Source organism: Burkholderia sp. JKS000303, from assembly GCF_002563755.1.
GTDB classification, from domain to species: domain Bacteria; phylum Pseudomonadota; class Gammaproteobacteria; order Burkholderiales; family Burkholderiaceae; genus Burkholderia; species Burkholderia anthina_B.
Genome location: NZ_PDBZ01000001.1, coordinates 2,046,468 through 2,065,325 on the forward strand (window position 1 = coordinate 2,046,468; position 18,858 = coordinate 2,065,325).

The following is an 18,858-nucleotide window of genomic DNA, read 5'->3' on the forward strand; positions in this document are numbered from 1 at the left end:
CATCCGAATGCGGGGCGACGATTTCGCTGCATAATTCCCGCGACGGCGCCGCAGCTCAAATTGGTTGGGCCAATCGGCGCGACGGACATTCCGGATGGAGAGGCAGCGATGGCGGCGATGACGGCACGGGGCCGGACCGAAGTGGTGATGCGCAAGATCGAGACGGCGCTGCTCGACGGCACGTGGCCGGCCGGCGCGCGGCTGCCGGCCGAGCGCGTGCTCGCGCAGCAGTACGGCGTGGCGCGCAATACGGTGCGCGAGGCGACCCAGCGGCTCGTCGCGCGCGGGCTGTTGCAGAGCCGGCGCGGCGCGGGCGTCTACGTGACGGATCAGTTGCGCGCGGGCATCGCGTCGCCGTGGGGCCAGCTGGTTGCCGACCATCCGGCGCTGCGCGACGACATTCTCGAATTCCGCCGTGTGCTCGAAGGCGCGACCGCGTATTTCGCCGCACTCCGCGCCGACGCGAACGACCGGCGCCGGATCCGCACGCTGCTGCGCGAGCTCGAAACCGCGCATGCGAACGACGATGCGGTGGTCGAGGCGTCGACCGACGCGAAGCTGCACGAGGCGATCGCGCTCGCGTCGCACAACACGATGTTCCTGCACCTGCACACGAGCGTGATCGGGATGCTGCGCGAGCATATCTCGATCAACGTCGCGGGGATGACGACGCACGACGAGCAGGCATCCGAGTTGCTGTTGCTGCAGCATCGCGTGGTGTGCGACGCGATCTGCGCGCACCGGCCCGAGGAGGCGCGCACCGCGATGCAGACCCATATCGACTACGTGCGCAGCCACTTCGAGCGAAGCGGCGATACGCCGTGAGATTGGTTGGACCGCGGCTGCGGCAGGCCCGCCCGACGGGCGCTTGCGCGCCGCTGCTCCCGGCCCGGCGGGTTGTCGTGCGTGGCGCGGGCAGCGGCGTGGCGGCGCCGCGCGCGCCGGCTGCGCGATTGACCGGTTCGTCGGGCGCCCACTAGAATCGGCCGGAACCGCCCGTCAGCCGCGCGTCGCGGCGATTGCGGACCCATTGATCCGCCTGTCGAGGAAGCTCTCGTGCTCACGTCTTTGATCCGGCGCGCGCCGGCCACGCTCACGTGGCGCGCCGCGTGCCGCCCGGCCCGTGCGCTCGCCGTCTGCATGCTGCTGTCGCTGGTCGCCGCCTGCGCGATCCATCCGCCCGTCACGTCCCTCGATCGTTCCGTCTCCCACGCGTTGCCGCCCGATGCCGCGACGCCGCTGCGCGACGCGCTGGTCGCGCCGGAAGCCGCGCACCCGGGCCAGTCGGGTTTCCGGCTGCTGCCCGATGGCGCCACCGCGCTGCAGATGCGCATCGCGCTCGCGCGCGCGGCGACCAGGACGCTCGACATGCAGTACTACATCGCGACCGAGGACACGACCGGCAAGCTGCTGCTCGGCGCCGCGCTGTACGCGGCCGATCGCGGCGTGCGCGTGCGGATGCTGGTCGACGACCTGAATTTCCGCGACATCGACCGCATCATGGCCGCGCTCAATACGCATCCGAACATCGAGATCCGCGTGTTCAATCCGTTCGGCGCATCGCAGCACGGGATGGTCGAGCGCACGGCCAACTTCTTCACGCGCATCGACAATTTCACGCGCCGGATGCACAACAAGGCGATGATCGCGGACAACCAGATCGCGATCGTCGGCGGGCGCAACCTGGGCGACGAATACTTCAGCGCGAGCCCGACGCTGCAGTTCCGCGACCTCGACGTGCTGGCGGCCGGGCCGGTGACGAACGACATCTCGACGAGTTTCGACGACTACTGGGCGAGCGCGAGCAGCTATCCGCTGCGCGTGCTGAATCATCAGTCGTTCGACCCGAAGGATCTCGACGCGATGCGCGACGAGCTGCGCGACCACTGGCGCAAGTACGCGGACCCGTACAACGCGAAGCCGCTGAACGCGACGCCGCTCGCGCAGCAGATCGCGCGCGACGAGCTCGAGCTCGTGTGGGCGCCGGCCGAGTTCAAGGTCGACGCGCCGTCCAAGGTCGCGCGGCCGACCGACACCTACGTGAGCCCGCCGATGCGGCGCCTGGTCGACCTGACGCACACCGCGCAAAAGGAGTTCCTCGCGTTTTCGCCGTACTTCGTGCCGCACGACGCGGGCGTGAAGATTCTCGGCGACATGACCGCGCGCGGCGTGCGCGTCGCGATCCTCACCAACTCGCTCGCCGCGACCGACGCGGTCGCCGTGCAGGCCGGCTACGCGCCGTATCGCGTGCCGCTGCTGCAGCACGGCGTCGAGCTGTACGAATTCAAGGCGCAGCCGGGCTCGCCGCGCGCGCGCCTGTTCGGCTCGCGTTCGCGGGCGAGCCTGCATGCGAAGGCGTACGTGATCGACCGGCAGATCCTCGTGATCGGCTCGATGAACCTCGACCCGCGTTCCGCGCACCTGAATACGGAACTGGCGCTCGTGATCCACAGCCCGACGATCGCGCAGCAGGCCGCGACGATCTTCGCGCGGGTGACGCAGCCCGACGAAAGCTATCGCCTGAGCCTCGTGGCGCCGACGGGGTGGGGCACGCCCGAACTCGAGTGGACCGGGATGGACAACGGCACGTTGACCACCTATCACGTCGATCCGCATGCGGGACTGATGCGCAACCTGATGACCGGCCTCTTCATGCTGCTGCCGGTCGACGACCAGTTGTAAGGGCCGGAACGGCTCGGGCCAAACCCGCGATACCGGTGCGCGGGGAAAGATGATATGGTTGTGTGCGCAACCATATGCGTATCGTGAAGGCGCCGTCGGACGGTTCGTGCAACGCGGGCCGGCGCGGTGCGGAACGACACGCCGCATGCGCCGCACGACCCGCGTGCGACGCCAGGAGACGAGGGACGATGTGTGCCGCCGCCCGCGCGGCCGCGCCCGCCCGCAACCGGAGTGCCCCATGCAACGTGTACCGAACCAGCCGTTCACGCGTCCCGCCCGTTTCTCCGAAGCCGAATGGCAGGCGCGCGTGCAGCTCGCCGCCGCCTACCGGATCTTCGACCATCTCGGCTGGACCGAACTCATCTACAACCATATCTCGCTGCGCGTGCCGGGCGAGGACGGCCATTTCCTGATCAACCCGTTCGGGCTCCATTACCGCGAGGTGTGCGCGTCGAACCTCGTGAAGATCGACATCGACGGCAACGTGATCGGTCATTCCGACTGGCCGATCAACCCGGCCGGCTTCACGTTCCACAGCGCGATTCATGCGGCGCTGCCGGACGCGCACTGCGTGATGCACGTGCATACGACGCCGACGATGGCCGTGTGCTGCTCGCGCGACGGGCTGTCGTTCACGAATTTCTATTCGGCGCAGCTGTACGGGAAGATCGCGTATCACGATTTCGAGGGCATCACCGTGCATCTCGAGGAAGGGCAGCGCATCGTCGGGAGCGCGGGCGGGCGGCCGGTGCTGCTGCTGCGCAATCACGGGCCGGTGACGATCGGCGCGACGCTCGCGCAGACGTTCTCGCTGATGTGGCTGCTCAATCGCGCGTGCGAGGTGCAGGTCGCGACCCGTGCGATCGGCGACGCGTTGCCGATCGCGCCGGCAGTGCTCGACGCATGCGTGCGCGATTCGCTGAATTTCGATCCGAAGCATGGCGCGGGGCAGGACGCGTTCGACGCGCTGCAGCGCATCGTCGACCGCATCGATCCCGGCTATCGCGCGTAAGGACGCGGTGCCGGCACAGCGAAAAAAAAACGCGGCCGGATGGCCGCGTAAATACTCGCAGACTCCTTCGGACGAAGGAAACAAGCAACTGTGAGACGAAGTGTAGCGAAAGGCCGCGAGCGGATTCAGGGCCCGGGCTGCAAAGGTCTCTTCCAGGTTGCGGCAGGCTGCCGGATCCGCGGCGATCGACTACCATCATGGAGCGTCACCGGCCGGGTGGCGTACTACGTCGTACAAGGAGGATTCATGCCGAAGCTGCGTTTGCTCCAGGTGGCGTTACTCGCGGGCGTGCTGGCCGCCGGCAGCGCCGCGGCCGAAACGGTGCGCCTGTCCGCCAACCTGCAGCCGTCGAGCGAAGTGCCGCCGACCGCGACGAAAGGCTCCGGCGCGCTCGATGCGACCTACGATACGGCCAGCCACATGCTGCAGTGGACCGTGACTTACGAACACCTCACGGGGCCGGCGACCGCCGCGCACTTCCACGGGCCCGCGCCAGTCGGCCAGAACGCCGGCGTGCAGGTGCCGATTCCGAAGGACGAGCTCGCGAGCCCGATCAAGGGCTCGAAGGCGCTCACCGACGCGCAGGTCACCGACCTGATGAGCGGCAAGTGGTACTTCAACATCCACACGAAGGAGCATCCGTCCGGCGAGATCCGCGGCCAGGTGATGCCGGCGAGCTGACGCCGGCGAACCGGCGCGCGAACCGGGCGCCGCGTTTGATATAGAGCCTCCCGTCGAGCGGCGCCGGAGCGATCGCACGTACCATCGTCACACTGTGATGACGGAGTGCGTCCGATGAGTTGGCAAAGCAGGTTCGCATGCTGGCTGCTGCGCTGGCAGTTTCGTCCCGAGACCACGCGTCCGGTGCTCGATCCTGCCCGCGCGCGGCGCTTCACGGAACGCAGGATGATCGTGCCGCGCCGCGCACCGTCGGGCTACCGGCTGCGCGAATGCTACGGTCCCGGCGACGCACCGCTGCGCGGCGAATGGCTCGAACGCACCGACGCGGCGCCCGCGCGCGGGCCGGGCCGCACGCTGCTGTACTTCCACGGCGGCGGCTACTACTTCTGTTCGACGAAAACCCATCGGCCGCTGGTGTTCGGCCTGACGAAGCGCGCGGGCGTGCGTTCGTTTTCGCTCGATTACCGGCTTGCCCCCGAGAACCGCTTCCCCGCCGCGCTCGACGACGCGCTCGCCGCGTACCGGCAATTGCTCGCGCTCGGAACGCCGCCCGAGTCGATCGTGTTCGGCGGCGACTCGGCGGGCGGCGGCCTCGCGCTTGCGACGCTCGTCGCGCTGCGCGATCGCGGCGAACCGCTGCCGGCCGGCGCGATCCTGTTCTCGCCGTGGACGGACCTGGCCGGCACGGGCGGCACGATGCGCACCAATGACGGCCCCGACCCGATGTTCGCGGGCGCGGCGCTGCCGAAGGCGGCGAAGCTGTACCTGGGGGACGAGGCGGCGACGCATCCCTATGCGTCGCCGTTCTATGCGGATTTCACCGGGCTGCCGCCGCTGTATATCCAGGTCGGCAGCACCGAGGTGCTGCTCGACGATTCGCGCCGCGTTGCCGACAAGGCGAAGGCGGCCGGCGTGCCGGTGGACATCGAGATCTGGCCGGACATGCCGCATGTGTGGCAGCTCTATACGCCGATGGTGCCGGAGTCGCGCGATGCGCTCGACCGCGCGGCCGCGTTCCTGCGCCGGGTCGCGGTCGAACGGGCGGTTCAGCGCGTCGGCGAGGCGTCGATCGCCTGATACGCGGCCTTCACGGCCACCGTGCCGTACTTGCGCTCGAGCCGGCGCACGGTGAAGTGGCCGTGCGCCATCTGCTGGAAGTGGTCGATGAACAGCGTGTTGACGGTCGCGCCGAGCACCGCGCCGATCGCCGGGATCGACTTCGCGGCCATCTGCTCGGTCACCTGCACCGAAAAGCGTGACGCCACCGTCTGCACGAGCTTGAACACCGCCGCCGAACTGTGCGCGGCGATCCCTTTCGTCGTGATGTCCGACGATGCCTTCGAAATCGCCTGCGCGAGCGCGCCGCGCAGCACGAAGTAGCCGAGATCGGCTTCGTCGTCGTGCCTGTCCGGGTTGCCGCCCATGCCGAGCACGGCCAGGCACTGCAGTTGCGTATCCACCGAGCCGAGGTCCTCGCCCTCGCTGCGCGCGATGTCGCAGACCGAGCGGAAGATCAGCGTAGTCGTCACCGGCAGTTCGACCGGCAGCGCGAGGAAGCCGAACGCGCCGCCTGCCGCGCCGGTCGTCGCGACCGCCAGCTTGTGCAGCAGGTTGCTCGGCTTGTCCGGTTCGGCATCGGGCGTCTGAGGCTTGCCGAGCGTGCGCAGCGCGATGTTCAGGCACTTGCGCAGCGCGAGCTGCGTCGCGTCGTTGATCTTGCCGGTCGCGAAGTCGGGCAGCCGCGCGATCATCTTCTCGACCGGCGCACCCAGCACGCCCGTCAGCTTCATCGTCAGCGACGGGCTTTCCAGCACCTGTTTCGCGCGCCGCAGCGCGTCCCGGTCGTCGGGCGACAGCGTCGTCGCGGGCGTGATTGAAATCGGTTCCATCTTTCTCCTTCGGGGCAGGGGGCCGGTTAGGGCCTGTTCACGCTAATAACGGGCTTGCGCTGGCCACCAGAAGGGCCGAGCGCAAGGAATGCGACGAAGCGAATACTCAACGTATTCGCGAGGAGCATGACGCCGCGATCGGCCCTTCTGGTGGCCAGCCCCACGAATGAATTTTCCCAAACAGGGGAACGTGCCTTTCCGCCCGCATGGCGGCGTCGTTCCTCGTTGCAATCGCTACGGCTATTGCGCCTCCTCTCTCCTTGCCCTGCGGGCGGAAAGGCACGTTCGCAAGCCCGTTATTAGCGTGAACAGGCCCTAAGCCATCGCCAACCTAGATTACTCCGCCATGCTAGAATTTTGAGATTATTTGACTCGTCAAAAGTTGCATCAGCAAAAAAATGGCCGTCCATACTGCCGCCCACCATTCAAGCGGGCAAGTCCTGCCGTTCCGCGAATCGCTGCTGGCGATGATCGGGATCTCGTTCGTCACCATGCTCGTTGCGCTCGACCAGACGGTCGTCGGCACCGCGCTGCCGACCATCGTCGCCGAGTTGAGGGGTTTCGACCTGTACGCGTGGGTCGCGACCTCGTACCTGCTCAGTTCCGTGATTACCGTGCCGATCTTCGGCCGGCTCGGCGATTACTACGGCAGAAAGCCGTTCGTGATCGCGTCGATCGTCGTATTTACCGCCGCGTCGGTGCTCTGCGGGATGGCCAACGACATGCTGTACCTGGTGCTCGCGCGCGGCCTGCAGGGCATCGGCGGCGGGATGCTGGTCGGCACCGCGTTCGCGTGCATTCCCGACCTGTTCCCCGATTCCGTCGTGCGGTTGCGCTGGCAGGTGCTGATGAGCTCCGCGTTCGGCATCGCGAACGCGGTCGGGCCGTCGCTCGGCGGGATCCTGACCCAGTCGTTCGGCTGGCGCTCGGTGTTCTACGTGAACCTGCCGGTCGGCCTGCTGTCGCTGTTCTTCGTATGGCGCTACCTGCCGCACCTGCGGCACGTCGAGCACGACCGCAAGATGCGGCTCGACTGGCCCGGCGCGCTGCTGATCGCGCTGTCGCTCGGCGCGTTGCAGCTGTTCGTCGAATGGCTGCCGAAGTACGGCGTGCTGAGCTGGGCGTCGCTGCTGCTGGTCGTCGCGGTCGGCGCCGGCGTCGGTTTGTGGCATTGGGAAAAGCGCTGCGAGCAGCCGATCCTGCCGTTTGACATGTTCGGCAACCGCGCGCTGTCCGCGCTGTTCGTGCTCGCGATCCTTGCCGGCTTCTCGATGTTCTCGCTGCTGTTCTATGCGCCGCTGCTGTTCCAGGGCGGCTTCGGGATGTCGCCGAAGGAGGCGGGGCTCGTGATCACGCCGCTCGTCGTGTTCATCACGATCGGCAGCATCATGAACGGCCGGGTCGTCACGCGCATCCGCAATCCGAACGCGATGCTGCACGTCGGTTTCGTGCTGTTCGCGATCGCGTGCGCGGGCATCGTCGTGGCGACCCACAACACGCCGACCTGGGTGCTGATGGCGTTGATGGTGTCGGGCGGCATCGGCCTGGGCTTCGTGCTGCCGAACCTCACGGTGTTCGCGCAGCAGACGGCCGGCCGCGAGCACCTCGGCATCGCGACCGCGCTGTTGCAGTCGCTGCGGATGGTCGGCGGGATGATCGGCACCGCGTTGACGGGCACGCTCGTCAACCAGATGTATTCGAGCGGCGTGCGCGAAGCGCTGTCGAGCGACCATGCGCTGCAGTGGCATGCGCAGCTCGCCGATCCGCAGATCCTGATCGATCGCGCGGCGCAGGGCGGTCTCGTCGCGGCGCTCACGCGCGCCGGGCATAATGGCGCGCTGCTGCTGGAAGCGGCCCGCGAATCGCTGGTCGGCGCGATTCACCTGGGCGTCGCGATGGCGGCCGTCGTTGCCGTCGTGTCGGTGTGGCAGTGCCGCCGCGTGCCGCCGATCGCGCTGCGGCACAAGATCGAGCCGCATGTCGCGGCCGATTGATCGATTGAATGAATAGAACTCAGCGCATGGAAGAACAGGACCGCGTCGCGATCTTGCAGCAATTCGGACGCACGTATCGCGCGTTCATGACCGCGTTCGAAACACACGTCGGGCAGCCGATGCCGCGCTGGCGGATCATGGTCGCGCTGCACACGCTGGGCGGGCATTCGTCGCAGAAGAAGCTCGTCGAGGTGCTGCGCATCGATCCGGGCGCGCTCACGCGCCAGCTGAAGTCGCTCGACGCGCTCGGCTGGATCGAGCGCGCGTCCGACGCACGCGACAACCGCGTGACCAACGTGACGCTCACCGCCGCCGGCCGCGCCGCGTTCGACGCGTGTCTGCCGCGCCGCAAGGCATTCCTCGACCAGACGATGGCGCAGTTGCCGGACGACGTGCTCGGCGCGCTGTCGGGCGCGCTGGCGATGCTGGAGTCGCGGATCGCGGACGTCGCGTCGACGCCGGCGGCGCACTGAACGGCGCGGCGGGGGCGGGCAGGCAGCAGGGGCGGGCTGGAGAAAACGCGGCACGGAGCAGCACACCCCGGCCGTGAGCGACCGGAGCACGGGTCGCACGAACCCGCCGCCGGCCGGCCTTTCATCTCATCTCATTTCATTTCACTGCGTTCACAGCTCGATGCGCGTGCCCAGCAGCGCGAGGAACTGCGCGATCCATGCCGGATGCGCGGGCCACGCGGGCGCGGTGACGAACGGCGCATCGGTCACGGCTGCATCGATCGGGATGTCCGCGTATTCGCCGCCCGCGAGCTTCACTTCGGGCGCGCAGGCCGGGTAGGCCGAGATGCGCTTGCCGCGGATCACGTCGGCGGCCGCGAGCAGTTGCGCCGCATGGCAGACCGCCGCGATCGGCTTGCCGGTCTCCGCGAACGCGCGCACCAGCGCGATCACTCTCGCATCGAGACGCAGGTATTCGGGTGCACGGCCGCCGGCGATCGCGAGCGCGTCGTAGCCCGACGCATCGACATCGTCGAACGTCGCGTTCAGCGTGAAGTTGTGGCCGGGCTTTTCGGTATAGGTCTGGTCGCCTTCGAAATCGTGGATCGCGGTCTTGACCTTGTCGCCCGCGCGCTTGCCCGGGCAGACTGCATCGACGTGATGGCCGACGGCCTGCAGCGCCTGGAACGGCACCATCGTTTCGTAGTCTTCGGCGAAATCACCGGTCAGGAACAGGATCTTCTTCGCGGCCATGGCTTTCTCCATTGAACAGCGTTGAGGGTCCGTTCGCGTCGTGTGCGGCAGACGGTGCAACGGCGGCGAAGCGGCCCCGAGGACGAAAGCGCAGTGTACTCCGGCAGATTGAAGCGCGCGTGACGGCCGCCCCGCGCGGCGGCGGGGCGGTGGGGGGCGCGCGAGTGGTGCGTCAGAAGAAGGTTTCGACGACTTCCGTCACGCGGAACTGCGGATCGAGGACGAGCACCTGGCGCCACTTGTCGAACGTCAGGCACGGGTGCGAGATGTCGAACGCGACCATGTCGCCGACCTTCACGTCCGCGCCCGGCGGGATCTGCAGGTACGCGTGCTGGTCCATCATTCCGGTGACCGCCCAGCCTTCGCTCGCGGCGACGTCACGCGGCGCGCTGTCGCGGCCCGGGCGGAAATGCCGCGCCGGCTCGGGCAGGCCCGCGTCGAACGCGGCGTCGCGCTTGCCGAGCGCGATGATCGCGCGATCCTGCTCCGGCACCGACTGCACGTACGCCCACAGTTGCAGCGCCGGCAGCAGCCCTTCGCCCATCTTGCGGGCGGTCGGGTTGCGCGCGAACACGTCGGTCTGCGCCTTCTTGTAGATACCGACGTCGTGCGTCAGGTAGCAGCCCGGACGCAGCACGACTTCCGCGAAACCCGCGTCGGATGCCTTTGCGAATTCCTCCGCGACCACGTCGTACCAGGCCGAGCCCGCGCCCGACAGGATCGCCGGCGTGCGCGCGAAGCGGCCGGCTTCGGCCAGCTCGCGCGTGAGCGCGACCGCGCCCTGCAGGAACGCGCGGATCTCGCCTTCCTCCTTCAGCACGCCTTCGTAGAGTTCGATGCCGGCCAGCTTCAGCGTGTCCGGATAGCGCGCGATCGCGTCGAGCACCGCCTGGCGCTGCGCGGCATCGCGCACGCCCGCGCGGCCGCCCGGCACGCCGAGTTCGATCAGCACGTTCAGCGATTTCTTCGCGTCGCCGAAGAAGCGGCCGAGCTGGTCGACGCTGTCGGCCGAATCGACGAGACAGAAGAATTCGAAATCGGGATCGGACAGGAGCCCCGCGATGATCGTCATGTTCTGGCGGCCGACCAGCTGGTTGGCGAGCAGCACGCGCCGCACGCCGCCGTGATACGCGGCCTGCGTCTGATGCGCGGTCGCGAGCGTGATGCCCCATGCGCCGGCGTCGAGCTGGCGGCGGAACAGTTGCGGCGCCATCGTCGTCTTGCCGTGGGGCGCGAACCGGACACCGTACTGCTGGACAAACGCCTGCATCCAGTTCAGGTTGTGTTCGATGCGATCCGCGTACAGCACCGCGGCCGGCAGGCTGACGTCTTCCGCGAGCAGGTTCCACTCGAGGCGGCCCGCGTCGTCGAGCGGCACGCTCGCGCTCGGGACGTTGCCGAGACCCTTGCTCAACGGATCAATCGTCGGTTCCTGATAGTTTGTAACTTTCATGTCATCCCGCTCCATCATCACTATGCATTGCGTTGAAGTTGACATGTAGATGGTACAGAAAGTAGCATCGGCGCGGTGATGTTATTTAGTAACATCGAGCTCCGCATCCTTTTCAGCAGATGAATACGCCCGCTACCCCGTCCGCTTCGTCCGGCGCCGAGCAACTGGCTCCGGTCGCCCCGCCGGTCCTCGACATCGTCGCGCGGATCGCCGAATGCGCGCCCGAGTTGCGCGAAGCCGAGCGCAAGGTTGCCGCGTTCATCCTCGCCGATCTCGCGCGCGCCGCGCATGCGAGCATCGGCGCGCTGGCACGCGACGCCGAAGTCAGCGTCGCGACGGTCACGCGGTTCGCGAAGGCCGTCGGCTGCCGCGACGTGCGCGAACTGAAGGTGCTCGTCGCGCAGGCGGCGGCCGTCGGTCAGCGCTTTCTGGTGCCGTCCGACGACGGTCCCGCGGAAGACACGAGCCCCGCGTCGGTCGTCTACGACGAAATCCGCGTGGCGCTCGCGCACAACCATCAATTGCTGCGCAACACGTCGTTCGACGCGGCCGCCGATCTGCTCGCCGGCGCGAAGATGATCTATGTGTACGGGCAGGGCGGCGGCTCGACCGCGCTCGCCGACGAGCTGCGTTTCAGGCTCGTGCGTTTCGGCCGGCCGGTCGCGAGTTACCAGGACAGCCTGCTGCAGCGGATGGTGTCCGCGACGCTGTCGCGCGACGCGGTGGTGGTCGCGCTGTCGGTCAGCGGCCGCGTACCCGAGCTGCTCGAGAGCTGCCGGCTTGCGAAGCGCTACGGCGCGAAGCTGATCGCGATCACCGCGCCGGCGTCGCCGCTCGCGAAGCTCGCCGACCACCTGATTCCGGTCGTCGCATTCGAAACCGATTTCATTTACAAGCCTTCGACATCGCGCTACGCGATGATGATGGCGATCGACGTGCTCGTCACCGGAGTCGCGCTGCGGCTCGGCGATGCGGGCCGAGAATCGCTGCGCCGCATCAAGCATGCGCTCGATGCGCATCGCGGCGGCGGAGACCGTCAACCGGTAGGAGACTGACCATGCATTCGCATCCCGAAGCCGCCGATACGCTGATCGTCGGCGCGCAGCTGTACGATGGCACCGGCGCACCGCCCGTCACGCGCGACGTCGCGATCCGCAACGGCGTGATCGCGGCGATCGGCAACCTGTCGAACTGGCTCGCCGAGACCGTCGTCGATGCGAACGGCCGCGCGCTCGCGCCGGGCTTCGTCGACGTGCACACGCACGACGACACGCACGTGATCCGCGCGCCCGAGATGCTGCCGAAGATCTCGCAGGGCGTGACGACCGTGATCGTCGGCAACTGCGGGATCAGCGCATCGCCTGTGACGCTCGCCGGCGATCCGCCCGACCCGATGAACCTGCTCGGCGAACGCGATGCATTCCGCTACCCGACCTTCGCCGACTACGTTGCGGCCGTGAACGACGCACGGCCGGCTGTCAATGTCGCGGCGCTCGTCGGGCACACCGCGCTGCGCAACAACCAGATGGACCGCCTCGACCGCGCGGCGACCGACGGCGAAATTGCCGGGATGCGCGCGCAGCTCGAAGAGGCGCTCGCGAACGGCGCGCTCGGATTGTCGTCGGGCCTCGCGTACGGCTCCGCGTTCGCGGCGCCGGCCGAAGAAGTGATGGCGCTCGCCGAGCCGCTCGCGAACGCGGGCGCGCTGTACACGACCCACATGCGCACCGAGTTCGACGCGATTCTCGATGCGATGGACGAGGCGTACCGCGTCGGCCGTCACGCGCAGGTGCCGGTCGTGATCTCGCACCTGAAGTGCGCGGGGCCGTCGAACTGGGGGCGCAGCACCGAGGTGCTCGCGTCGCTCGAAGGCGCGCGCCGTTACCAGCCGGTCGGCTGCGACTGCTATCCGTACAGCCGCAGCTCGTCGACGCTCGACCTGAAGCAGGTGACGGGCGACATCGACATCACGATCACGTGGTCGGAGCCGCATCCGGAAGTCGCCGGCAAGCTGCTGAAGGCGATCGCGGCCGACTGGGGCGTGACCGAGCAGGAGGCCGCGCAGCGGATCCGCCCGGCCGGCGCCGTGTACCACAACATGTCCGAGGACGACGTGCGCCGGATCCTGTCGCACCCGGCGACGATGGTCGGCTCGGACGGCCTGCCGAACGATCCGCTGCCGCATCCGCGGCTGTGGGGCGCGTTCCCGCGCGTGCTCGGCCACTACGTGCGCGATACGAACCTGCTGCCGCTCGAGGAAGCGATCCGCAAGATGACGTCGCTGTCTGCGCGCCGCTACGGGATCGCGCGGCGCGGCGAAGTGCAGGTCGGCTACCACGCGGATCTCGTGCTGTTCGATCCGGCGCGCGTGATCGACGCCGCGACGTTCGAGAAGCCGCAGCAGCCCGCGCACGGGATCGACGCGGTGTGGGTGAACGGCGTGCTGACTTACGAGAGCGGTCAGCCGACCGGCGAGCGCGCCGGCGGTTTCGTCGCGCGCGGCGAGCGCGTGCCGGCGAGTGCCGACGCCGCGTTCTGAGCGCGGTTCTGATTCGATCTGCCGCGCGCGCCAGGGTCGGCGCGCGCATCCGCAACCGTGCGTTGCATGGGGCGGGAGCAAGCGCTGAAGCGCTGGTTCCCGCCGACAAACAAGGAGTGAAACGATGAAGCGATATGGCGTAGGCGAAGCGAAGGGTACCGGCGGCCAGGTGATGCCGTTTGCGCGTGCGGTCGAGGCCGACGGCTGGCTGTACGTGTCGGGCCAGACGCCGATGGTGAACGGCGAGGTCGTTGAAGGCGGGATCGTCACGCAGTCGAAGCAGACGATCGAGAACGTGATCGCGATCCTGAAGGAAGCCGGTTACGGCCTCGAGCACGTCGTGCGCTGCGGCGTGTGGCTCGATGACGCACGCGATTTCGCGTCGTTCAACAAGGTGTTCGTGTCGTACTTCGGCGAGAACCCGCCGGCGCGCGCATGCGTGCAGTCGAGCATGGTCATCGACTGCAAGGTCGAGGTCGATTGCATCGCGTATAAGGCGCCGGCGAAGTAACGCGCGAGGGCGAATGGTTGTGTGACGGGGCCGGCGCATTGATGTGCGCCGGCCCCGTTGCGTTTTGGGGGGGGCGACGTGTTTCCGGCGTTGGGTATTGAGAGCGCTCGTCTCCTGGCAACCGCAATAATTCGGCAGGGAACCCAACCATGATTGGCGCTGAGTAACGCCGAATTTTTACACTCCGAATGAAATTCTTGCGACTCGATCGTGACACGATATGCTGCGTCCGTCGGGCGGCTCTGGTGATGGACGCGCAATACGCCAGCGGCGTCGATGAATCTCGATAGAGTAAATTGAGTGGATCGTCGGGTATGGTCGTCATTCCGATTAACGATTTCGTGAAATCAAATCATGACGAGCAATACGTACCGCTACGGCGTTTATTCGGATCTCACGTCTGCCGAGCTTTTCTTTTTCGTTGCGGTGGAAGAGACCTGCGCACGCGTCGGGATCGACGATGTCGAAGCCGTGGTCCTGATTCTAGCGGGTTGGCCCGTTTTACCGACGCGGCAAAAATTCGGTGGCGCGACGAAAGGGACGTCCGTCGCATCCGTGATGGCCCGTTCGGTTTTTCGCTACCAGCTCAACAGGAAGGTTTTACCAACGGTGACGCTTCAAAGCATCAAGTCGTTCCGGATCATTCTGACCCGGAAGCTCAGCGTATTCATCGGGCGCGCCATTCCGGGCGTCGGTTGGGCGCTGCTTGCCCACGACGTATTCGGGATCGTTCACGGTACGGTCTCCAGGTACAACAGCCTGGTCAAACCCGAGGACAAGGTGTTCTGATGGAAAACGTGCGTTGGGACGAGATCGAAGCCTTCGTCAGATCAGAGGTCGGGCTCGGTCGCTCGAAGCCGCTCGCCGCCGGCACGCGGCTCTGGGACGACCTGGGTCAAACCGGCGACGAAGCAAACGACTTCATGGAGCGCTTTTTTGAGCGGTTTGCTGTCGACACGGGCGATTTCGACTTCCACCGGTATTTTCTGATGGAAGGCGAGGGGCTGCTCTATTCGCTATTTCGGCGATGGGTGCTTCGAAAGCCGCACGACTTCAAGCGGGAATCGATTACGCTCGCGATGCTGCATCGTGCAGCCGTTGAAGGAAAATGGGACGCCACACGATTGGCCGCACTGTCGTGAAAGGGCGGGTTTCCGCACGTGTCGATCCGGATTTCAACGCACGGGATTGGGAACCGACGTCCGCGAATCCGCTACTTCTGCAAACGGTCGGCGCTGGCAGGCTGCAAAATTTCCGTTAGCGCCACATCATTTGCTGCCGCGCAGTGCGCGCTTACACGGTGAATCGCTACAAAACGGGCCGGCACATTCACGTGTGCTGGGCTCGTTTTGTCATGTAGCGTGCCGGGGCTGCGGATGAAAGGCTCTCGATGCAGCCGCCACCACCACGGATCCCGCCTGTTCCGGCACTGTCCTTGGTCATACCGGGAGGAAAAGCATGGAATGGGCTGCCCTGGTACCGGAGCTGATCTGCTCGGACCTGGCCGAAAGCGTTTGCTTCTATCGCGACGTGTTGGGATTCAGGATTCGCTTCGAGCGTCCGGAAGACGGGTTCGCGTATCTTGAAATCGGGCGGGCTCAGCTCATGCTCGAGCAGTACAGTCGGGACGCCTGGCTGATCGGCCTGCTGGAACGGCCGTTCGGGCGCGGGATCAATCTTCAGATCGAGGTTGATTCGCTTGATCCCATCCTTGACCGGATCCGTAACGCAGGCGTGGCGCTGTTTGTCGAACCGCGAACGTCGTGGTACCGACAGGACGATATCGAGCACGGCCAGATCGAGATGCTTGTGCAGGACCCAGACGGCTACCTGTTGCGTCTAGTGGAGATCCTTCCGGAGCGGCCGGTGAGCGGATGACAACGGGCCGGCTGCGCTTCTCCCTGCATAGAAAACAGCCCGGCGGTTGGATCCGGCCGGGCTGTTTTATTCGTGGTTGTCTGGCGTGCTTTGAACTGCGGCGGCGACCCGCCGCCGTCACTGCCGCGCCGTCCGCGCGTTATCCGGCATCGGCTGGTTGTAGTTCGTGCGGAACGGGTTGATGTCGAGCCCCCCGCGGCGCGTATAGCGCGCATACACCGCGAGCTTCACCGGTTTGCATGCCTGCATGATGTCGAGGAAGATGCGCTCGACGCACTGCTCGTGAAAGCCCGTGTGATTGCGGAACGAGATGATGTAGCGCAGCAGCCCCGCATGATCGATCTGCGGGCCGACGTAGTGGATCTGCACGCTGCCCCAGTCGGGCTGGCCGGTGACCGGGCAGTTCGAGCGCAGCAGGTCGGACACGAGCGTCTCCTCCACCGGCGCTTCGTCCTCCGCGTCGGCCGCCGACAGCAGTGACGGATCGGGTTCGTACACGTCGGTGTCGAGGTCGAGCCGGTCGAGCGACAGCCCGTCGAGTTCTTCCATCTCGAGCTTGGCGAAATCGTGCGGCGACACGAGCTGCACCGACACGCTGGCACCGCACGCGGCCGACACGTCGCGCTTGAGCACGTCGCGCACCGCGTCGACCGAGTCGAACTTCGATTGCGCGAACGAGCCGAGATACAGCTTGAACGACTTCGATTCGACGATGCTCGGCGATTCGGCCGGTACGTAGAACGTCGCGACCGCGACCTGCGGCTTGCCGCGCGCATTGAGCCACGACAGCTCGTACGCGTTCCAGATGTCGGTGCCGAAGAACGGCAGCGCCGAGGTGATGCCGAGTTGCTCGCGCGCACCGGCGCGCGGGATCGGGAACAGCAGCGACGCGTCGTACTGCGTGGCGTAGACGGTGGCCTTGCCGAGCGGGGAGTGTTCGGGATTCATTGCGTGACGCCTTTACGACAGGAAGAGACGGTAAGCCGGATTGGCGCTCTCTTCGACATACGGATAGCCGAGTGCCGCGAGGAAGCGCTCGAACTCGGTGCGATCGGCCTGCGGCACCTGCAGCCCGACGAGGATCGAGCTGTAGTCCGCGCCCTGGTTGCGGTAGTGGAACAGGCTGATGTTCCAGTCCGGCGCCATCGACGACAGGAACTTCATCAGCGCGCCCGGCCGTTCCGGGAATTCGAAGCGGAACAGGCGTTCGTCCAGCGCGAGCGGCGAGCGGCCGCCCACCATGTAGCGGATGTGTTCCTTCGACAGCTCGTCGTGCGTCAGGTCGACGCTCTTGAAGCCGTGCGACTCGAAGTTCGCGGCGATCTCGGCCGATTCGCCGCGGCGCTTGATCTGCACGCCGACGAAGATGTGCGCGGACTGCGCATCGGCGATCCGGTAGTTGAACTCGGTGACGTTGCGGTCGCCGACGAGCGAGCAGAAGCGCTTGAAGCTGCCGCGTTCCTCGGGGATCGTGACCGCGAACACGGCTTCGCGCGCTTCGCCGACTTCCGCGCGTTCGGCGACGAAGCGCATCCGGTCGAAGTTCATGTTCGCGCCCGACGTGACCGCGACGAGCGTCTGGTTCTCGATCCCTTCGCGTTCCGCGTAGCGCTTGGCGCCCGCGACCGCGAGCGCACCCGACGGCTCGAGCACGCTGCGCGTATCCTGGAAGACGTCCTTGATCGCCGCGCACAGTGCGTCGGTGTCGACCGTCACGACGCCGTCGAGGAATTCGCGGCACAGCCGGAAGGTTTCCTCGCCGACGAGCTTCACCGCGGTGCCGTCCGCGAACAGGCCGACCTCGCTCAGCTCGACGCGCTCGCCCTTCTGCAGCGACTGCGCCATCGCGCACGAATCCTCGGCCTGCACGCCGAACACCTTGATCTCCGGGCGCACGGCCTTCACGTACGCGGCCACGCCGGACGCGAGCCCGCCGCCGCCGATCGGCACGAAGATCGCGTGGATCGGCGCCTGGTGCTGGCGCAGGATTTCCATCGCGATCGTGCCCTGGCCGGCGATCACGTACGGATCGTCGAACGGGTGGACGAACGTGAGATCGCGCTCGGCCTGCACCTTGACCGCGTGCGCATATGCATCGCTGTACGATTCGCCCGCCTGGATCACCTCGACGCTCGGGCCGCCGTGCGCGCGCACCGCATCGACCTTCACCTGCGGCGTCGTGACCGGCACGACGATCACGGCCTTGACGCCCATCCGGGCCGCCGAGAACGCGACGCCCTGCGCGTGATTGCCGGCCGAGGCCGTAATCACGCCGCGTGCGAGTGCGTCGGCCGGAATGTGCGCCATCTTGTTGTACGCGCCGCGCAGCTTGAACGAGAACACCGGCTGGTTGTCCTCGCGCTTCAGGTACACGGGGTTGCGCAGCCGGGCCGACAGGTTGCGGGCGGGTTCGAGTTCCGTCTCGAGCGCGACGTCGTAGACGCGCGCGGTGAGGATTTTCTTCAGGTAATCGTGGGATGCCATGGACGCTCGCGTGCAGTGCGGAAAGCAGACGGTAAAGGATCAATGATAGCGCCAAGGATCCGTCCGCACGCAAGCGGCATGCCGGGCGCACCGTCGCGGAACGGTCCGGCGCGCGCATTTGACGGACGCAATGGCCTTTTTTACCGGTTTAACTGCACGGTTACCGACCGGACGGATGGCGAATGCCGCCGCAAAACCGCGCCGGCCCAAGCGTGGCGCGGGTTGCGGGGATAGCCCCACGACCTGTCCGGCGTGTCACGGACGGCCCGATCATGGGTTAGAATTCCGTTTTGAATCAAGGATCGGAAGATGCAGAGGCACCCTCGGATCGCCCCATTGAAGCCGACGCCGCGTGCAGCCAGCCCCGCGGCGGAGCGGCATGCGCGCCGCGCGCGATCGTGCTGATGGCTCCGAGTGCCGCCAGGCCCTGCCGACCCGGAACGGTGAGTCCAGACCCGCTCCGGCCCCATGCGAGATAGTCGCGCGCCTGGCACCAGAACAGATTTCCCCAAGATTGCGCGTACGCGCTT

General features: G+C 66.9%; 18 protein-coding genes. 13 read left to right on the top strand and 5 right to left on the bottom strand.

All coding sequences use genetic code 11. From position 1 onward, the window contains the following. Positions 1-108: 108 nt before the first annotated feature. The 5 genes from BX604_RS09950 (at position 109) to BX604_RS09970 (ending at position 5,452) form a co-directional block, all read left to right on the top strand. On the top strand, positions 109-825 hold the full coding sequence (locus BX604_RS09950) for a FadR/GntR family transcriptional regulator (protein ID WP_098550591.1): 717 nt from the start codon (positions 109-111) through the stop codon (positions 823-825). 231 nt (positions 826-1,056) lie between these two features. Next, the gene (locus BX604_RS09955) at positions 1,057-2,682 is read left to right on the top strand and encodes a phospholipase D family protein (protein ID WP_098550592.1); all 1,626 of its coding nucleotides are present in this window, start codon (positions 1,057-1,059) and stop codon (positions 2,680-2,682) included. Positions 2,683-2,920: 238 nt separating this feature from the next. Next, the gene (locus tag BX604_RS09960) at positions 2,921-3,694 is read left to right on the top strand and encodes a class II aldolase/adducin family protein (protein ID WP_098550593.1); all 774 of its coding nucleotides are present in this window, start codon (positions 2,921-2,923) and stop codon (positions 3,692-3,694) included. Positions 3,695-3,940: 246 nt separating this feature from the next. Beyond that, on the top strand, positions 3,941-4,375 hold the full coding sequence (locus tag BX604_RS09965; RefSeq protein WP_098552809.1) for a CHRD domain-containing protein: 435 nt from the start codon (positions 3,941-3,943) through the stop codon (positions 4,373-4,375). A 114-nt stretch (positions 4,376-4,489) separates the two neighbouring features. After that, complete coding sequence (locus BX604_RS09970) at positions 4,490-5,452, top strand: alpha/beta hydrolase (protein WP_098550594.1); 963 nt, start codon at positions 4,490-4,492, stop codon at positions 5,450-5,452. Here the strand turns inward: BX604_RS09970 and BX604_RS09975 are convergent. Then, positions 5,422-6,264 (bottom strand): EcsC family protein, encoded by an 843-nt coding sequence (locus BX604_RS09975; RefSeq protein WP_098550595.1) that lies wholly within the window; start codon positions 6,262-6,264, stop codon positions 5,422-5,424. The two genes, BX604_RS09970 and BX604_RS09975, sit on opposite strands and share 31 nt — an antisense overlap. Before the next feature lie 398 nt (positions 6,265-6,662). Between BX604_RS09975 and BX604_RS09980 the strand changes: the two genes are divergently transcribed. Together BX604_RS09980 and BX604_RS09985 are read left to right on the top strand one after the other, a co-directional pair. Continuing rightward, on the top strand, positions 6,663-8,258 hold the full coding sequence (locus BX604_RS09980; RefSeq protein WP_098550596.1) for an MDR family MFS transporter: 1,596 nt from the start codon (positions 6,663-6,665) through the stop codon (positions 8,256-8,258). Positions 8,259-8,284: 26 nt separating this feature from the next. Then, positions 8,285-8,731 carry a MarR family winged helix-turn-helix transcriptional regulator gene (locus BX604_RS09985; RefSeq protein ID WP_098550597.1) on the top strand — a complete coding sequence of 149 codons (447 nt, stop codon included), beginning with the start codon at positions 8,285-8,287 and terminating at the stop codon, positions 8,729-8,731. A gap of 150 nt (positions 8,732-8,881) precedes the next feature. Here the strand turns inward: BX604_RS09985 and BX604_RS09990 are convergent, their stop codons facing one another. Continuing rightward, a complete protein-coding gene (locus tag BX604_RS09990) occupies positions 8,882-9,463 on the bottom strand; it encodes a DJ-1/PfpI family protein (RefSeq protein ID WP_098550598.1) in 582 nt (193 codons plus the stop codon). 172 nt (positions 9,464-9,635) lie between these two features. Continuing rightward, positions 9,636-10,916 (bottom strand): amino acid deaminase, encoded by a 1,281-nt coding sequence (locus BX604_RS09995; RefSeq protein WP_098550599.1) that lies wholly within the window; start codon positions 10,914-10,916, stop codon positions 9,636-9,638. Positions 10,917-11,035: 119 nt separating this feature from the next. Between BX604_RS09995 and BX604_RS10000 the strand changes: the two genes are divergently transcribed. The 6 genes from BX604_RS10000 to BX604_RS10025 all read left to right on the top strand — a co-directional run bounded on the left by BX604_RS10000 (position 11,036) and on the right by BX604_RS10025 (position 15,844). Further along, positions 11,036-11,971 carry a MurR/RpiR family transcriptional regulator gene (locus BX604_RS10000; RefSeq protein WP_098550600.1) on the top strand — a complete coding sequence of 312 codons (936 nt, stop codon included), beginning with the start codon at positions 11,036-11,038 and terminating at the stop codon, positions 11,969-11,971. A 2-nt stretch (positions 11,972-11,973) separates the two neighbouring features. After that, positions 11,974-13,455 carry an N-acyl-D-amino-acid deacylase family protein gene (locus BX604_RS10005; RefSeq protein WP_098550601.1) on the top strand — a complete coding sequence of 494 codons (1,482 nt, stop codon included), beginning with the start codon at positions 11,974-11,976 and terminating at the stop codon, positions 13,453-13,455. Between the two features lie 124 nt (positions 13,456-13,579). Beyond that, a complete protein-coding gene (locus tag BX604_RS10010) occupies positions 13,580-13,966 on the top strand; it encodes a RidA family protein (protein WP_057926573.1) in 387 nt (128 codons plus the stop codon). Positions 13,967-14,320: 354 nt separating this feature from the next. Next, positions 14,321-14,755, top strand: a complete 435-nt coding sequence (locus BX604_RS10015; RefSeq protein WP_098550602.1) for an STM2901 family protein — start codon at positions 14,321-14,323, stop codon at positions 14,753-14,755. Then, on the top strand, positions 14,755-15,108 hold the full coding sequence (locus BX604_RS10020) for a DUF1493 family protein (protein ID WP_096508702.1): 354 nt from the start codon (positions 14,755-14,757) through the stop codon (positions 15,106-15,108). The genes BX604_RS10015 and BX604_RS10020 overlap by 1 nt, the downstream gene beginning before the upstream one ends. A 316-nt stretch (positions 15,109-15,424) precedes the next feature. Then, positions 15,425-15,844 (top strand): bleomycin resistance protein, encoded by a 420-nt coding sequence (locus BX604_RS10025; protein WP_098550603.1) that lies wholly within the window; start codon positions 15,425-15,427, stop codon positions 15,842-15,844. Between the two features lie 117 nt (positions 15,845-15,961). Here BX604_RS10025 and queF read toward each other — a convergent pair whose 3' ends face one another. Together queF and ilvA are read right to left on the bottom strand one after the other, a co-directional pair. Beyond that, positions 15,962-16,792 carry an NADPH-dependent 7-cyano-7-deazaguanine reductase QueF gene (gene queF, locus BX604_RS10030; protein WP_098550604.1) on the bottom strand — a complete coding sequence of 277 codons (831 nt, stop codon included), beginning with the start codon at positions 16,790-16,792 and terminating at the stop codon, positions 15,962-15,964. A 12-nt stretch (positions 16,793-16,804) separates the two neighbouring features. Next, complete coding sequence (ilvA, locus tag BX604_RS10035) at positions 16,805-18,328, bottom strand: threonine ammonia-lyase, biosynthetic (RefSeq protein ID WP_098550605.1); 1,524 nt, start codon at positions 18,326-18,328, stop codon at positions 16,805-16,807. Between the last annotated feature and the right edge of the window lie 530 nt (positions 18,329-18,858).

Coding starts and splice junctions, on each gene's coding strand:
- BX604_RS09950 (WP_098550591.1), top strand. CDS start 109: ATGGCGGCGATGACGGCACGGGGCCGGACCGAAGTGGTGATGCGCAAG.
- queF (WP_098550604.1), bottom strand. CDS start 16,792: ATGAATCCCGAACACTCCCCGCTCGGCAAGGCCACCGTCTACGCCACG.
- BX604_RS09965 (WP_098552809.1), top strand. CDS start 3,941: ATGCCGAAGCTGCGTTTGCTCCAGGTGGCGTTACTCGCGGGCGTGCTG.
- BX604_RS09970 (WP_098550594.1), top strand. CDS start 4,490: ATGAGTTGGCAAAGCAGGTTCGCATGCTGGCTGCTGCGCTGGCAGTTT.
- BX604_RS09980 (WP_098550596.1), top strand. CDS start 6,663: ATGGCCGTCCATACTGCCGCCCACCATTCAAGCGGGCAAGTCCTGCCG.
- BX604_RS09990 (WP_098550598.1), bottom strand. CDS start 9,463: ATGGCCGCGAAGAAGATCCTGTTCCTGACCGGTGATTTCGCCGAAGAC.
- BX604_RS09960 (WP_098550593.1), top strand. CDS start 2,921: ATGCAACGTGTACCGAACCAGCCGTTCACGCGTCCCGCCCGTTTCTCC.
- BX604_RS10025 (WP_098550603.1), top strand. CDS start 15,425: ATGGAATGGGCTGCCCTGGTACCGGAGCTGATCTGCTCGGACCTGGCC.
- BX604_RS10005 (WP_098550601.1), top strand. CDS start 11,974: ATGCATTCGCATCCCGAAGCCGCCGATACGCTGATCGTCGGCGCGCAG.
- BX604_RS10015 (WP_098550602.1), top strand. CDS start 14,321: ATGACGAGCAATACGTACCGCTACGGCGTTTATTCGGATCTCACGTCT.
- BX604_RS09995 (WP_098550599.1), bottom strand. CDS start 10,916: ATGAAAGTTACAAACTATCAGGAACCGACGATTGATCCGTTGAGCAAG.
- ilvA (WP_098550605.1), bottom strand. CDS start 18,328: ATGGCATCCCACGATTACCTGAAGAAAATCCTCACCGCGCGCGTCTAC.
- BX604_RS10010 (WP_057926573.1), top strand. CDS start 13,580: ATGAAGCGATATGGCGTAGGCGAAGCGAAGGGTACCGGCGGCCAGGTG.
- BX604_RS10000 (WP_098550600.1), top strand. CDS start 11,036: ATGAATACGCCCGCTACCCCGTCCGCTTCGTCCGGCGCCGAGCAACTG.
- BX604_RS09985 (WP_098550597.1), top strand. CDS start 8,285: ATGGAAGAACAGGACCGCGTCGCGATCTTGCAGCAATTCGGACGCACG.
- BX604_RS10020 (WP_096508702.1), top strand. CDS start 14,755: ATGGAAAACGTGCGTTGGGACGAGATCGAAGCCTTCGTCAGATCAGAG.
- BX604_RS09975 (WP_098550595.1), bottom strand. CDS start 6,264: ATGGAACCGATTTCAATCACGCCCGCGACGACGCTGTCGCCCGACGAC.